The organism is Microbacterium testaceum (assembly GCF_001476285.1).
Taxonomy (GTDB): domain Bacteria; phylum Actinomycetota; class Actinomycetes; order Actinomycetales; family Microbacteriaceae; genus Microbacterium; species Microbacterium testaceum_B.
This window is the reverse complement of sequence record NZ_LDRU01000044.1, coordinates 14,335-27,441: the sequence shown is the minus strand read 5'-3', so window position 1 is coordinate 27,441 and position 13,107 is coordinate 14,335. Positions and strand designations below refer to the sequence as shown.

Annotated in this window: 16 protein-coding genes; 9 read left to right on the top strand and 7 right to left on the bottom strand. The window is 71.8% G+C overall.

All coding sequences use genetic code 11. The annotated features are described in order from the left end of the window. Positions 1-41: 41 nt before the first annotated feature. From NS283_RS09090 to NS283_RS09065, 6 genes are all read right to left on the bottom strand, one after another. A complete protein-coding gene (locus NS283_RS09090; RefSeq protein ID WP_193752654.1) occupies positions 42-818 on the bottom strand; it encodes an FHA domain-containing protein in 777 nt (258 codons plus the stop codon). Positions 819-1,042: 224 nt separating this feature from the next. Further along, positions 1,043-1,354, bottom strand: coding sequence for a pore-forming ESAT-6 family protein (locus NS283_RS09085; RefSeq protein ID WP_058596540.1), 312 nt, complete (start codon positions 1,352-1,354; stop codon positions 1,043-1,045). 17 nt (positions 1,355-1,371) lie between these two features. Then, complete coding sequence (locus tag NS283_RS09080) at positions 1,372-1,704, bottom strand: hypothetical protein (RefSeq protein WP_058596539.1); 333 nt, start codon at positions 1,702-1,704, stop codon at positions 1,372-1,374. A gap of 121 nt (positions 1,705-1,825) precedes the next feature. Then, positions 1,826-2,401 carry an HhH-GPD-type base excision DNA repair protein gene (locus NS283_RS09075; protein ID WP_058596538.1) on the bottom strand — a complete coding sequence of 192 codons (576 nt, stop codon included), beginning with the start codon at positions 2,399-2,401 and terminating at the stop codon, positions 1,826-1,828. Between the two features lie 92 nt (positions 2,402-2,493). After that, positions 2,494-2,775, bottom strand: coding sequence for a hypothetical protein (locus NS283_RS09070; RefSeq protein WP_153003318.1), 282 nt, complete (start codon positions 2,773-2,775; stop codon positions 2,494-2,496). Between the two features lie 382 nt (positions 2,776-3,157). Next, positions 3,158-4,489 (bottom strand): glutamyl-tRNA reductase, encoded by a 1,332-nt coding sequence (locus NS283_RS09065; protein WP_058596536.1) that lies wholly within the window; start codon positions 4,487-4,489, stop codon positions 3,158-3,160. Between the two features lie 100 nt (positions 4,490-4,589). Between NS283_RS09065 and hemE the strand changes: the two genes are divergently transcribed. The 5 genes from hemE to NS283_RS09040 all read left to right on the top strand — a co-directional run bounded on the left by hemE (position 4,590) and on the right by NS283_RS09040 (position 8,351). Further along, positions 4,590-5,657: a uroporphyrinogen decarboxylase gene (hemE, locus tag NS283_RS09060; protein WP_081317346.1), complete on the top strand. Its 1,068-nt coding sequence runs from the start codon at positions 4,590-4,592 to the stop codon at positions 5,655-5,657. Then, positions 5,654-7,156 carry a protoporphyrinogen oxidase gene (gene hemG, locus NS283_RS09055; RefSeq protein WP_058596534.1) on the top strand — a complete coding sequence of 501 codons (1,503 nt, stop codon included), beginning with the start codon at positions 5,654-5,656 and terminating at the stop codon, positions 7,154-7,156. Before hemE ends, hemG begins: the two co-directional genes overlap by 4 nt. Positions 7,157-7,267: 111 nt before the next feature. Continuing rightward, on the top strand, positions 7,268-7,669 hold the full coding sequence (locus NS283_RS09050) for a hypothetical protein (RefSeq protein WP_058596533.1): 402 nt from the start codon (positions 7,268-7,270) through the stop codon (positions 7,667-7,669). Positions 7,670-7,672: 3 nt separating this feature from the next. Beyond that, complete coding sequence (locus NS283_RS09045) at positions 7,673-8,083, top strand: phage holin family protein (protein WP_058596532.1); 411 nt, start codon at positions 7,673-7,675, stop codon at positions 8,081-8,083. Continuing rightward, on the top strand, positions 8,073-8,351 hold the full coding sequence (locus tag NS283_RS09040; RefSeq protein WP_081317345.1) for a hypothetical protein: 279 nt from the start codon (positions 8,073-8,075) through the stop codon (positions 8,349-8,351). The genes NS283_RS09045 and NS283_RS09040 overlap by 11 nt, the downstream gene beginning before the upstream one ends. Before the next feature lie 242 nt (positions 8,352-8,593). Here the strand turns inward: NS283_RS09040 and NS283_RS09035 are convergent, their stop codons facing one another. Then, positions 8,594-9,382 (bottom strand): bestrophin-like domain, encoded by a 789-nt coding sequence (locus NS283_RS09035; protein WP_058596531.1) that lies wholly within the window; start codon positions 9,380-9,382, stop codon positions 8,594-8,596. Positions 9,383-9,527: 145 nt separating this feature from the next. Between NS283_RS09035 and hemQ the strand changes: the two genes are divergently transcribed. Genes hemQ through hemB form a run of 4 tightly spaced genes read left to right on the top strand, consistent with a single transcriptional unit; the run spans position 9,528 to position 13,028 of the window. Beyond that, complete coding sequence (hemQ, locus tag NS283_RS09030; RefSeq protein WP_058596530.1) at positions 9,528-10,196, top strand: hydrogen peroxide-dependent heme synthase; 669 nt, start codon at positions 9,528-9,530, stop codon at positions 10,194-10,196. Continuing rightward, positions 10,193-11,236, top strand: coding sequence for a hydroxymethylbilane synthase (gene hemC, locus NS283_RS09025; RefSeq protein WP_058596529.1), 1,044 nt, complete (start codon positions 10,193-10,195; stop codon positions 11,234-11,236). Before hemQ ends, hemC begins: the two co-directional genes overlap by 4 nt. Next, complete coding sequence (locus NS283_RS09020) at positions 11,233-12,048, top strand: uroporphyrinogen-III synthase (RefSeq protein WP_058596528.1); 816 nt, start codon at positions 11,233-11,235, stop codon at positions 12,046-12,048. Before hemC ends, NS283_RS09020 begins: the two co-directional genes overlap by 4 nt. Then, positions 12,045-13,028: a porphobilinogen synthase gene (hemB, locus tag NS283_RS09015; protein WP_058596527.1), complete on the top strand. Its 984-nt coding sequence runs from the start codon at positions 12,045-12,047 to the stop codon at positions 13,026-13,028. The genes NS283_RS09020 and hemB overlap by 4 nt, the downstream gene beginning before the upstream one ends. Positions 13,029-13,107: the final 79 nt, after the last annotated feature.

Genomic DNA, 13,107 nt, shown 5'->3' with positions numbered 1-13,107 from the left:
CTTCGCCTGCTCGATGAGCACCGCGTCGCGTTGGTCGGGCATCAGTGGCCTGCCTCTCGGATGGTCAACACGCGATCGCCGATCTCCAGCGTCACGGTCCCGGGCACGGGCGTGCGCTGGTGCGCGAGGAGCGGCGTCGATGCTCCTGCGCCGCGCACGAGCGTGCCGTTGGTCGAACCGAGGTCGGTGACCCACACCTGCCGGCCGTCCCACTCGAGGCGGACATGCGACTTCGACAGCGTGCGGGACATGTCGGCCCAGCGGTACACCTGCGCGGGGGCGTCGGCAGGAGCGACCGGATCGCGTCCGAGCACGAGCGCCGTATCGAGCGAGAGGCGTTCGCCCGAGTCGAGAGCCAGGGTCGGAACCATCCCGCGGCGCGGACGGACGGATGCCAAGGCCCCACCGCCGTCGTCGGGGAACGCGAACGCGGCGATGGCGGGGGCGAACGGGTCGCGGCCGCGCCGCAGGTCGTACGCTCCCAAGGCCCCGCCGACGAGCGCGAGGAGCGCGCCGGGTCCGGCCGCTGCTCCCGTCGACCGACGGACGAAACGGATGTCGACGGTGACCGCTCCGAGTGTGCGCCCGGTACGGCCGAGCAGCCAGACGGTCGCGGTGAGCAGGACGAGCGCGACGGCGATGAGGACAGTGCCCACGACGGGGAGACCGGCGATCGCGACGGCGATGCCCGCGGCCAGGACGGCGACGGGCATCACGATGTCGAGCGCCGCCGCGCCGCTCAGCTGCCCCGCGTGCGCCCGCTGCGTGAACACGAGCGGGTCGACGTCGGCGAGGCGCAGCGCCTCGTTCGTGGTCATGCCGCCTCCCTGGACATCGACCAATACCTTCTTCATGCGTCTCTCCTGGCCCCGCGGGCTTGACCGCACCGAGAACGTCCCCCGGCGCCGGCCTCTTCTCGAGCCCACGAGCGTGATCCCGCCGCACATGGGACCTGCTTTCGCGGGTGCGACCGGCGGGGAGAAGTCCGTCGCGAAACGGCGACGGCGCCGGACGCGAACGCCCGACGCCGTCGTGTCGCGTGTCAGCCGATGGACTCGACGGCGGCGCGAGCCTTGCCCAGCGCCGCCTGTGCGGCCTCGTCATTGCGCTCGAGGGACGAGCGCAGGGTCTGGATGATGCCGCGTACCTCGGCGGCGGCGTTCTTCCAGCGCACCTCCTTGCCGTGGTAGTCCTCGGACACCCCGTCGGCGGCGTAGTCCGCCATCGCGGCCTGCACGTCGCGGTCGCGCTGATCGATCAGCGACTCGAGCTGGGCCGCGATGCGGTTGAAATTGTCTTGAGCGTTCTGCGAGGCCGCGACCGAGTAGTCGCGACGATCGGCCTGGTTCACCATGCGGGCGTCTCCTTCTCTCAGCGTGCGCCGAAGCGCGCGGCGTCGAACGACGAACCGGACTCGAGGCTCGTGGTCTCGTCGACCATGGCCGCCTCGCCCTCCTGGAACGAGCGGTCCATGCCCGTGATGCCGGTGAGTACCCCGTCGAGCGAGAGCTGGAGTTCAGCCGAGATCTCGTCGGTGCGGGACTTGAAGCGATCGAAGGCTGCGCGACCGGCGCCCTGGAACTGTCCTTCGAGAGGCTCCGCGGCCTCGAAGAGCTGGCGGACGAGCAGTGAGAGCTCGTCGCTCGAGCCCGATGTTGCCTTGCTCAGCACGCCCAGCGTGCTGGAACCCATTGCGAACTTCACGAGAGACCACCCTTCGGTCGTGAATCGGGGATGACGAACGAGTCGACATTAATCAGGTCGTCACGGCCGAGGAAGCCGATGTGGAGGACTCTCCCCAAACCCTCATCTTGGGGAGGAGGAGTCAGGAAGCGCCCTCGCGCGCTGCTGCTTTAGCCGCGCGCTTGAACTCGCGCACCTTGGTCAGCGACTCGGGGCTCGTGATGTCGGCGACGGAACGGAACGACCCGTCCTCGCCGTACGGAGCGGCGGCGTCACGCCATCCTGCGCCGGTGAAGCCGCGCTGTTTGCCCAGGAGCGCGAGGAAGATCTTGGCCTTCTGCTCGCCGAATCCGGGCAGTGCCTTCAGGCGCTTCAACACCGTTGCGCCGTCGGGATCGTCGCGCGTCCAGATCGCCGCGGCATCCCCTCCCCAGTCCTGCTCGATCGCGGTGCACAGCGCCTGCACGCGCTTCGCCATCGATCCCGGGAAGCGGTGCACCGCGGGAGACTGCGAGAAAGCAGCCGCGAAGGTGTCGGGGTTCTCGTGCGCGATGGTCGCGGCATCCATCGATCCGGTGCGCTCCTGGATCTTCAGCGGTCCGGCGAACGCGGTCTCCATCGCGACCTGCTGGTCGAGGAGCATCCCGATGAGGAGCGCGAGGGGATTGCTCGAGAGCAGGTCGTCGGCGGCGGGGTCGTCGGTGATGCGCAGGCTCATGCGTCCATTCTCGCGCGGCCGTCCGCATCCGTCCCGCGTCGCGCCGCCCCGCGTCGCGCTTCGCGCGGCCCGCCTCGCTCAACCGGCCTCGCTCACTCGGGCTCGGCGATCCACTTCTGCGCGAAGGGCACGGCATCCATCGTGCCGAGGTCGGCCGTCACCTCGGTGAGCTGCTTCTCGAAGTGCTCGACGTCGCCGGGCGGGAGCCGCTTGACGAGAGAGCCATCGGCCCGACGGATCACGACCTCGCTCACCGACGGCGCATCGGTCCCGGCGTCGAAGAGCCCCATGACCACCGTCGCCGCCCAGCGCAGGCCGTTGCCGGAGCGCTTCTCCCCGGCGACGCGGTACACCTCGGATGCGGGAGTGCTCATGGCGTCCATCCTGCCCGACGGGGTGCCTGCTTCTGTGCCGACTTTCGTGACGCCGGGAGGATCAGGGACGAAGGGAGGAGGGATGCCGGGGGTGGGTCCTCCGTTCGTCCCGGGTCCTCCGCCGGTCACGGTTTCTCGGCCCACAGACCCCGCGGGGAGGAGTTTCAGCGACGGGAAGGCGATGCCGCAGCCTCCCGCTCCCCGAAGTCCCTCCGCAGCCCCGTGCCGGTGGCAGTGGGAGGATCAGGGACAAAGGGAGGACGGATGCCGGGGGTGGGTCCTCCGCTCGTCCCGGGTCCTCCGCCGGTCACGGCCTGGCGCACCCGCGCCGCAGCGCACCCGCGGCGCAGCGCACCCGCGCCCGGCCACGCAGCGGAACGCGTCAGCCCGCGTCGGCCACCGGACGCTCGGCGGAGGTCGCGGACTCGGCGACCTCGATTCCGAACAGGGCCGAGAGGGCGTCGATGTACTCATCGGCGCGCCCGGTCTCGGCGAGCTCGTGCGCGCGTGTGGTGGGGGTGTGCAGCAGCACGCCGACGAGGTGGCGCAGGGCCTGTTCGGTCTGGCCGCCCTCGTCGCCGCGGGCGCGGACGCGCGCGACCTCGGCGTCGAGAACCCCGAAGACGTGCGCGCGCAGGGCGACGACGGCGGGGGTGATGTTCTTGCGCTCTCCCACCGAGACGAAGCGGCGGGCGGCGTCGCGGACGAGGTCGCGCGCGGCATCCGTCGCCTGCAGCTCTTCGAGCGGGGCGTGCAGGCGGATGGTCTCGAGGTCGAGCAGATCGACGCCGGGCACCGTGGCGACGTCGGGGTCGACGTTGCGGGGCAGGCCGAGGTCGATCACCAGACGGCGACCCGAGTGGTCGACCGGGCAGCCGGTCGCGGCGGGAGCGGCCGCTTCGACCGCGGTGCGGCCCGCGGCGAAGGTCGCGGCGCTGACGACGTGGTGCTCGCTCGTCGTGCACGTGATCACGAGGTCGGCGTGCGCGACGGCCATGGGGAACGTCTCGGCCGACACGGCGTGCAGGCCGTGCTTCGCGGCGAACTTCGCGGCGCGGCCCGAGGGCGAGTGCACCGAGATGTTCTCGGCGCCCTGGTCGCGGAGGGCGGCGACGGTCGCTGCGGCGTAGGCGCCGGTTCCGACCAGCAGCACGCGCTGGGTCGACCAGTCGGCGATGCGGCTGCTCGCGAGCTCGAGGCCGAGGCGCACGAGCGATCGCCCGGCGCGGCCGATCGCGGTGGAGTTCTTCACACCGCGTTGAGCCTCGGACGCCCGCTGGAAGAGTCGCTCGAGTTCGGCCGAGGTCGTTCCCTGCTCGCGCGACTCGGTGAGTGCGCGGCGCACCTGGCCGGCGATCTCGCCCTCGCCGACGACGACGGATTCGAGTCCGGATGCCACGGCGAACAGGTGCTCCGCGACCTCGCTGCCGCCGAGAACGGTGTATGAGCCCTCGAGCTCGCGTGCGGGGACGCCCGTGGCGCTCTCGATCGCCGCGAGGGTGGCTTCGACGCCGAGGGCGACACCCGCGGTGACCGGCTCGTCCATGTCGACGTACGCCTCGAAGCGATTGCAGGTGGCGACGACGACCGCTCCCTGCACGCACTCGCCGCCGTGCTCGGTGATCAGGGGTGCGACGGGGCTGCTGGGTACGCTGAGTCGCTCGAGGAGCTCGAAGGACGCGGTCTTGTGACTCGCGCTGACGCACAGCAGCACCCGATCATTCTACGCCCGGGGTGCGAGGGGTGTTCCGGACGGCCGCTCGACGTCGAGGCATCCCCTCTTCGCGCGTACGCCCGATGGGAGAATGGATGCCATGGCCACCCCCGATGCCCCTCTTCTGCGCGCCCTTCGCGGCGACCGTCCCGAACGGCAGCCCGTCTGGTTCATGCGGCAGGCGGGGCGATCGCTCCCCGAGTACCGCGAGCTGCGCGTCGGGACCCGCATGCTCGACGCGTGCCTCACGCCGCACCTCGCGGCCGAGATCACGCTGCAGCCGATCCGCCGCCACGACGTGGACGCCGCCATCTTCTTCAGCGACATCGTCGTGCCGTTGCGCCTGGCCGGTGTCGACGTCGTGATCGAGCCCGGGCGCGGCCCGGTGTTCGCCGAACCGGTGCGCACGGCCGACGACGTCGCGCGCATCACGGCGATCGACCCGGACGACGTGGCAGCGGCTGCGGAGCCGGTGCGCGAGGCAGCCCGCCTCGTGACGGCAGAGCTCGACGACGCCGTGCCCCTGATCGGCTTCGCCGGGGCGCCGTTCACCCTCGCGGCCTACCTCGTCGAGGGCGGCCCCTCGAAGGAGCACCTGCGGGCGCGCGGCATGATGTACGCCGACCCCGCGTCGTGGCACCGCCTGGCGGGCTGGCTCGCGCGCGTTTCGCGCGCGTTCCTCGACGCGCAGATCGACGGCGGTGCGCAGGCCGTGCAGCTGTTCGACTCGTGGGCCGGGTCGCTGTCTCCCGCGACCTTCCGCGAGTTCATCGCTCCGCACTCGCACGGGGCGCTCGAGGGCATCGAGGTGCCGCGCATCCACTTCGGCGTCGGCACCGGGGCCTTCCTCGACGACATGCGCCTGGGCGGGCTCGCCGACGCGGTCGGTGTGGACTGGCGGATGCCACTCGACGAAGCCGCGGCCCTCGTCGGCCCCGACGTGACGCTCCAGGGCAACCTTGACCCGGCGCTGCTCGGAGCCCCGTGGCCCGTCCTCGAAGCCCACGTCGACGACGTGCTCGCGCGCGGACGCGCGGCGCGCGCGCACATCCTCAACCTGGGACACGGCGTTCCGCCCGACACCGACCCCGCCGTGCTGACGCGGATCGTCGCGCACGCGCATGGCGAGCTCGCGCACGGCGAGACCGAGCTCGGGGCGAACGCGTGAGCGACCCGCTCGCGCGCCTCGCGCGGCAGGCGTCCGAAACGCACGTCGTCGTGGCCGGGGGCGGGATCGCCGGCCTCGTCGCGGCCCGGGAGTGCGCCAAGGTCGGGCTGCGCGTCACCGTCCTCGAGGCCTCCGAGGCCTTCGGCGGCGTGGTCCGCTCGGCGGAGGTGGGCGGTCTCACCCTCGATGTGGGGGCCGAGAGCTTCGCGACGCGCGGCGGCGTGGTCCGCACCCTCCTCGACGAACTCGGACTCGCCGACGCCGTCGTCTCCCCGAACCCCGCCGGTGCCTGGGTCGCGGGAGTGCCGGGGGTCGGGGCGGCTCCTCTGCCGAAGGGTGGGGTGCTCGGCATCCCGGACAATCCCTTCGCCCCCGACGTCCGCCGCATCATCGGGTGGAGCGGAACCTGGCGCGCCTACCTCGATCGCCTGCGGCCGCCGCTGACGATCGGGCATCAGCGCAGCCTCGGCACGCTCGTCCGCACCCGGATGGGCGCGCGTGTGCTCGACCGCCTCGTCGCGCCGGTCACGAGCGGGGTGTACTCCGCGCGGCCCGACGACATCGACGTCGATCTCGCCGCGCCCGGACTGAACGCCGCCCTCACCCGCACGGGCTCGCTGTCGGGCGCCGTCGCAGAGATGCGTCTCAGCCGTGCCGACGCCAAGCCCGCCGATGCCCCGGCCTCCGACGTTCCCGTCGCGGACGGCCGCAAAGCGCCCGCTCCCGGTGGGGCCGTGCAGGGCATCGCCGGGGGGATGTCGCGCCTCGTCGACGCCCTCGTCGCTCAGCTGCTCGAGCTCGGGGTCGAGCTGCACACGGAGGCGTCGGTCGATGCCCTCGAGCCGAACGGCACCGGGTGGCGCGTCGTGATCTCCGGTGACGCGGAACCCCTCGACGCCGAAGCCGTCATCGTGGCGCTCCCCGAGGGGCCCGCGCGAGCTCTCCTCGCGCCCGTCGTGCCCGCGCTCGAGGTGGGCGACCCCGTGGCACCCGTGGTCGAGGTCGTCACCCTCGTGCTCGACGCGCCCGTGCTCGACGCCGCCCCCCGCGGCACCGGTGTGCTCACCGTGCCCGGGAGCCACGTGGCGAAAGCTCTCACGCACTCGACGGCGAAGTGGGACTGGGTTCGGGATGCCACCGGCCCCGGCGTCCACGTCGTCCGGGTGTCGTTCGGAGCCCAGGGCGAAGAGCCGGCGACCGCCGACCTCGACGACGACGCCGCGGCGCACCTCGCGCTGTCGGAGGCGGCGGCGATGTTCGGCGTCGAGCTGCCGGCATCCACTCTCCGCGCCGCGCGGCGCGTGCGCTACGTGCAGTCGCAACCCGCGGCCACGATCGGTCGCGCGGCCGAGACCGCCGCGGCCCGCGGCGCAGTGCACGCGGTGGCGGGCCTCGGGGTGACCGGAGCCTGGGTCGCGGGGACGGGGCTCGCCCAGGTCATCCCCGACGCGCGGGCCGAGGCGGACCGGGTCCGCAGCGCCGCCCTGTGGCATCACTGACCGGCACTCTCCTCGCGGAGATGTCGCGGTCTGTCAAGGGCGGATGCCGGAATCGGAATACGTGACTATCGTGAGAGTCGACCAGCACTCGATCGAGCGTGAGGAGACCCCATGAGGGGCAAAGCAGCACTCGTCGTCGGACTCGTGGCGGGCTACGTGCTCGGTGCACGCGCGGGACGCGAACGGTACGAGCAGATCAAGGCGCAGGCCGAGAAGGTCTGGGAACAGCCCGTCGTCCAGGGACAGGTCGAGAAGGTCAAGGCCTTCGGCGTGTCGGCTCTGAAGTCCGTCCCCGGCGTGGTCTGGAAGGGCGCGAAGTCGGTCACCGGCGCCGCCGCCCAGTCCGGCACGGCCCAAGAGCGTGCGGAGCGGGCAGCGAAGGCGGCCAAGCAGTCGGCATCCGAGGTGGCCGACGTGGTCGAGGACTCGGTCGACGACGCGAAGCAGGCCGAGAAGACCGCGACCACGCGCGCTCGCGCGGCCAAGAGCGGCTCCACCTCGTCCGGGAGCTGAGGCATGACCACTCCTCGCGGGTTCCGCGATCGCTCCGACGACAGCCTGTTCACGCTGATCGGCGACATCCCCGAGCTCGTCCGCAACCTCGTCATCGCCGAGATCAACGGGGCGAAGGCCTGGGCGCAGCGCACGGCGAAAGACGCCGGGATCGGTGCCGGCTGGTTCGTCGGGGCGCTGATCGTGGTGTTCTGGGCCGTCCCCGTGTTCTTCGCGTTCGTGATCGCCCTGCTGTCGCTCTGGCTGCAGGTGTGGGCCGCGGCGCTCATCGTGTTCGGCGTGATGATCGTCATCACCGCGGTGCTCGCCCTGCTCGGATGGCTGCGGTTCAAGAAGCTGTCGAACCGCGAGAACCCGGGCGAGGCGATCGCCGAAGACGTCCGCATCGTGAAGGAGGCCGGCAGTGAGTATTGAGCGTCCCGTCCCCGTACCCCGCACCGCGGTGCCGCTCGGCATCACCGACCCGGTGCAGTCCGCGCGCGCGGAGCTGAAGGCGGCGCTCGCCGCCCTCGAGGAGAAGGCGAACATCCCGCGCCGCGCGAGCGAGGCGGTCGATCAGAAGATCCGCGACGTGCGCGAGACCGCGCAGCGTAACCCGGGCGCGGCCGCGGCGGTCGTCGCCGGTGTCGCGAGCCTCGTCGGTTTCGCGGTCTGGGGCATCGTCCGCGCGTACACGCGCTGAGGCTTCCCGAAGCGGCCCGTTCCCCCGCCGGGGGCGGGCCGCTTCGTCGTGCGGTTTCGGATGGTGTTCCGGATGGCGCGGGCGTGCCGTCCTGCGGAATCCGGTGGATATTCCGGATGCCGCGGGCGTGCCGTCGTGCGGAGTCCGGCGCCGACGCGCCGCTGACGGCCTCCGGCTACCGGCGTGTCGTGCACGATCTCCGCCTGACGGTCCGCGCCACCGACCGCAGGGGAGCCGCCCGCCTACGGCTCGTTGACGAACAACCCGTCGAGCAGGTCCTGGAAGTACTCCGGCGACACCGCGATCGGGCCGGCGTACGCGTGGTCGAAGCCGGCTATCGCGTAGAGCAGGAGCGCGACGAACAGGGCCAGCATCCCCGACATCAGGAGGTGGATCCGCAGGTTCCGCACCTCGATGAGTCCGAGCAGCACCGCGTTCAGCAGCGCGCCGACCGCCAGCACGATCCACAGCACACCCGGGAGGGCGAGGTGCGTCAGCGCGATGCGGTCGCGGCGGTCGTGCACGAGCTGCCGGAACTGCTCGAGCGCCTCCTGCACGTACACGACCTCGACCGCCGACGTCGGCTGCACGGCGTCGATGGCCTTCTGCATGCCGGTGATGTTGGCATCCGATTCCGATGGGAGACGCAGCTGCCGCTGCTCCGGCCAATCGTCGTCGATGACGGCGCGCGTGTACTGCACGATCTGGTTCTGCAGTTCGTCCTGCTGCGGCTCGGGGAGCAGCGTCGCCGTGCGGTAGAGCGATGCGAGCGACGACGATTCCTCGAGCACGATGCCGTCGACCTCGGTGAAGTTGCCGTACGCGGCCGCGGCGATGAGGGCGAGGGTGACGCCGTAGAACACGCCGTACGCGCCGACCGCGTAGCTGAGGACGCGGTCCCACTCCTCACCCTGCGGCGCGACCCGGAAGACCCACTTGCGCAGAACGAGCAGGATGCCGCACGAGATCCCGACGACGAAGATGATGAACAGCGGCAGCCCCACAGCCATGGGGAAGTCGTAGAGCCACATGGGGCACCCTTTCGGCGGGCGTCCCCCGACGCCGTCGGGGCACAGTACCAACCGTCGGCCCACCGGCGCATCCCGCTGCGCGAAAAGGCTCGGGAGTGAGCCAATCGGTTTGATCGACCGCGTGCACCGGACGAGACTGAGAGGCATGTCCGACGACAGCTCCTCCATCTACACGCTCTGGGCCATCCTCCGCCGCGACCCCGAGAACCCGGTGACCGCTTCGGATGCCACCGAGCTCGCGGATCTCACCGCCCTCATCGAGGCCGACGGTGTCACCGTCCGCGGCTTCTACGACGTCAGCGGGCTCCGCGCCGACGCCGACCTCATGATCTGGCTCCACGGCCCGGACCCGCAGGCCCTCCAGCGCGACCTGCGGCGCCTCCGCCGCACCGAGCTGCTGAAGAACCTCCTCCCGACGTGGAACGCGATGGGCGTTCACCGCGACGCGGAGTTCAACCGCTCGCACGTGCCCGGCTTCCTCCGCGGCATCCCGGCGCAGCAGTGGCTGTGCCTCTACCCCTTCGTGCGCAGCTACGAGTGGTACCTCCTGCCCGAGGCCGAGCGCCGCGAGATGCTCATCGAGCACGGCAAGAAGGGCTCCGCCTACAAGGGCGTCATCGCCAACACCGTGGCATCCTTCGCCCTCGGCGATTACGAGTGGCTCCTGCCGATGGAGGCCGACGTGCTCACCGACCTCGTCGACATGATGCGCGATCTCCGCTACACCGAGGCTCGCCGCCACGTCCGCGAGGAGGTGCCGTTCTACACCGGTCGCCTGGTCACGCTGGACGAGATCCCCGAGATCCTCCAGTGACCGCCCCCCTGCGCCTCGGCACCCGGCGCAGCGCGCTGGCCCTGGCGCAGTCCCAGATGGTGGCCGACGCCGTCGCGGCGGCGTCGGGCCGCGAGGTCGAGCTCGTGCCGATCGTCTCGGAGGGCGACGTCAACCGGGCCTCTCTCTCGCAGCTCGGCGGCCGCGGCGTGTTCGCGAACGGCCTGCGCGAGGCGCTCGCCGCCGGCCGCTGCGACTTCCTCGTGCATTCGCTCAAAGACCTGCCCACCGCGCAGCCCGAGGGGCTGGTGATCGCCGCGACGCCGCCGCGCGAGGACGCCCGCGACGTCGTGGTCACTCGCGACGGCACCCCCCTGCACGCCCTCGAGGCGGGTGCGCGCGTGGGGACGGGCTCGCCGCGCCGGATCGCGCAGGCGCTCCGTCACAACCCGCGCCTCGACATCCACGACATCCGCGGCAACGTCGACTCGCGTCTCGCGCGCGTGCGCGACGGGGAGTTGGATGCCGTCATCCTCGCCGCCGCGGGGATCTCGCGCCTGGGCGGAGAGCTGGGTGGGCTGCGCGCCGAAGCGCTCGGCCTCGCGGAGTGGCCGACGGCCCCGGGGCAGGGCTCGCTCGCCGTCGAGACGCGCGCCGACATCGGCGCCGACACCCTCGCGGCGCTGGCAACGCTCGACGACGAGGCCACGCGCGCCGCGATCACCGCGGAGCGGACGGTGCTGTCGGTCCTGGATGCCGGATGCCACGCGCCCGTCGGAACGCACGCGTCGATCGCGGACGGCGATCTGCGGCTGCGTGCCGTCGTGTATGCGCTGGACGGGGCGCATCGCATCGGCATCGACCGGACCGTGCGCGTCGAGCCCGTGCGCGCCGAGCCCGTGCGCGCCGAGCCCGTGCGCGCCGACCCGGGGTATGCTCGGGAAACGGGCAGTGGCAATGGAGCGGATGCTGCCGACGACGGGGGTCTCATCGCGCGGGCAGCGCGGATAGGCCGAGAAGCCGCGCGTCGGTTGCTCGAACGTGGGGCGGCCGACCTGGTACCACGAGAGTCGACCACATGAATGAAGGCCACCGGCACACGCCGACCACCTCGACAGGCAGCGTGCCCAAACCGCTCGCCGGCCGCCGCGTGCTCGTGCCGCGCGGCGGGCCCTGGGGTGACGGTGTCGCGGCGAGCCTTCGCCAGCGCGGAGCGGTCCCGGTCATTGCGCCGCTCATCAACTTCGCGCCCACGAACGACCAGGCCACGCTCGAGCAGGCGCTCGCCGACCTGGCCGCGGGTGCGTTCGACTGGCTGACGCTGACGAGCGCCACCACCGTCGACGTGCTCTACGCCTATCGGGCCGTCATCCCCGCCGAGACGAAGGTCGCCGTCGTCGGCGAGACCACTGCTGCGGCGATGCAGGCGGTCGGCTATCGCGTCGACCTCGTCCCCGAGCGGGACAACTCCGCCCAGGGCATGGCCGAGCAGATGATCGACCTCGAGTCCGAGCCGCGCAAGGTGCTGACCCTGCGCAGCGAGATCGCCAAGCCGGTGCTCACGCGCCTGCTGATCGAGGCGGGCCACGATGTCCGCAGCGTCGTGGCGTACCGCACGGTCGGCGTGCCGGTGACCGAGAAGATCGCCGGCGACGTCCACTCGGGGCGCATCAACGCGATCCTCGTGACCAGCGGCTCCGTCGCCGAACAGGTGGTCGCGCAGTTCCCCGAGATCCCGGCATCCACCGTCATCGCGGCGATCGGTCCGCGCACGGCGAAGGATGCCAAGCGCGCCGGGCTCAGCGTCGACGTGGTCGCCGAGAAGCAGACCGTCGAGTCGCTCATCGAGGCCGTGGCCCGCTTCCCCCTGGCCCCCGACGAATCGACCTCATGAGCTTTCCCGAGCACCGCCCGCGTCGCCTCCGGCGCACTCCCGCCGTCCGTCGTCTCGCCCGCGAGACGCACCTCGTCCCCTCGCAGCTCGTGCTGCCGATGTTCGTGCGCGAGGGCATTACCCAGCCGAGCCCGATCGGCTCGATGCCGGGGATCGTGCAGCACTCGCTCGACTCGCTGCGCCGTGCCGTCGCCGAGGCCGCGGAAGAGCGCATCGGCGGCGTGATGCTGTTCGGCGTTCCCGAGACGCGCGACGCGGTGGGTTCCGGGGCCGACGACCCCAACGGCATCCTGAATCTCGCGACCGAGGCGGTCGTGGCCGAGGTGGGCGATGCGCTCGTCGTGCAGACCGACCTTTGCCTCGACGAGTTCACCGACCACGGACACTGCGGCGTCCTGCAGGCCGACGGGTCGGTCGACAACGACGCGACCCTCGAGCGCTACACCGCGATGGGGCTGGCGCAGGCGCGCGCGGGGTCGGCGATGCTCGGGCTGTCGGGGATGATGGACGGCCAGGTCGGCGCGGTGCGCGAAGCCCTGGATGCCGAGGGCTTCACCGACACGCTGATCCTCGCCTATTCGGCCAAGTACGCGGGGGCCTTCTACGGTCCGTTCCGTGAGGCGGTCGACTCGCAGCTGAAGGGCGATCGGCGTTCGTACCAGCTCGATCCCGGCAATGGCCGCGAGGGCGTGCGCGAAGCGCTGCTCGACGTCGAAGAGGGCGCCGACGTCGTCATGGTCAAGCCGGCTCTGCCGTACCTCGACGTGCTCGCCGACGTGAAGGCCTCGGTCGACGTGCCCGTCTGGGCGTACCAGGTCTCGGGCGAGTACGCGATGGTCGAGGCTGCCGCGGCTCACGGCTGGATCGACCGCCGCGGCGCGATCATGGAGAGCCTGCTCGGCATCCGTCGTGCCGGCGCCGACGCGATCCTGACGTACTGGGCGCTCGAGGCCGCCCGCTGGCTCCGCGCCGAGCTCTAGGCCGGCGCTCCGGGCCCGTGAGGGGTCGATTTCTGTCGCCTGCGCGGCGGTGAAGCGACAGTTGTCGACCCCTCACGCG

What these genes read in the sequence shown, in the direction of transcription:
- NS283_RS09075 (WP_058596538.1), bottom strand. Translation starts at nt 2,401, where the DNA reads ATGAGCCTGCGCATCACCGACGACCCCGCCGCCGACGACCTGCTCTCG.
- NS283_RS09050 (WP_058596533.1), top strand. Translation starts at nt 7,268, where the DNA reads ATGAGGGGCAAAGCAGCACTCGTCGTCGGACTCGTGGCGGGCTACGTG.
- hemE (WP_081317346.1), top strand. Translation starts at nt 4,590, where the DNA reads ATGGCCACCCCCGATGCCCCTCTTCTGCGCGCCCTTCGCGGCGACCGT.
- NS283_RS09085 (WP_058596540.1), bottom strand. Translation starts at nt 1,354, where the DNA reads ATGGTGAACCAGGCCGATCGTCGCGACTACTCGGTCGCGGCCTCGCAG.
- NS283_RS09045 (WP_058596532.1), top strand. Translation starts at nt 7,673, where the DNA reads ATGACCACTCCTCGCGGGTTCCGCGATCGCTCCGACGACAGCCTGTTC.
- hemQ (WP_058596530.1), top strand. Translation starts at nt 9,528, where the DNA reads ATGTCCGACGACAGCTCCTCCATCTACACGCTCTGGGCCATCCTCCGC.
- hemB (WP_058596527.1), top strand. Translation starts at nt 12,045, where the DNA reads ATGAGCTTTCCCGAGCACCGCCCGCGTCGCCTCCGGCGCACTCCCGCC.
- NS283_RS09035 (WP_058596531.1), bottom strand. Translation starts at nt 9,382, where the DNA reads ATGTGGCTCTACGACTTCCCCATGGCTGTGGGGCTGCCGCTGTTCATC.
- NS283_RS09070 (WP_153003318.1), bottom strand. Translation starts at nt 2,775, where the DNA reads ATGAGCACTCCCGCATCCGAGGTGTACCGCGTCGCCGGGGAGAAGCGC.
- NS283_RS09020 (WP_058596528.1), top strand. Translation starts at nt 11,233, where the DNA reads ATGAATGAAGGCCACCGGCACACGCCGACCACCTCGACAGGCAGCGTG.
- NS283_RS09090 (WP_193752654.1), bottom strand. Translation starts at nt 818, where the DNA reads ATGACCACGAACGAGGCGCTGCGCCTCGCCGACGTCGACCCGCTCGTG.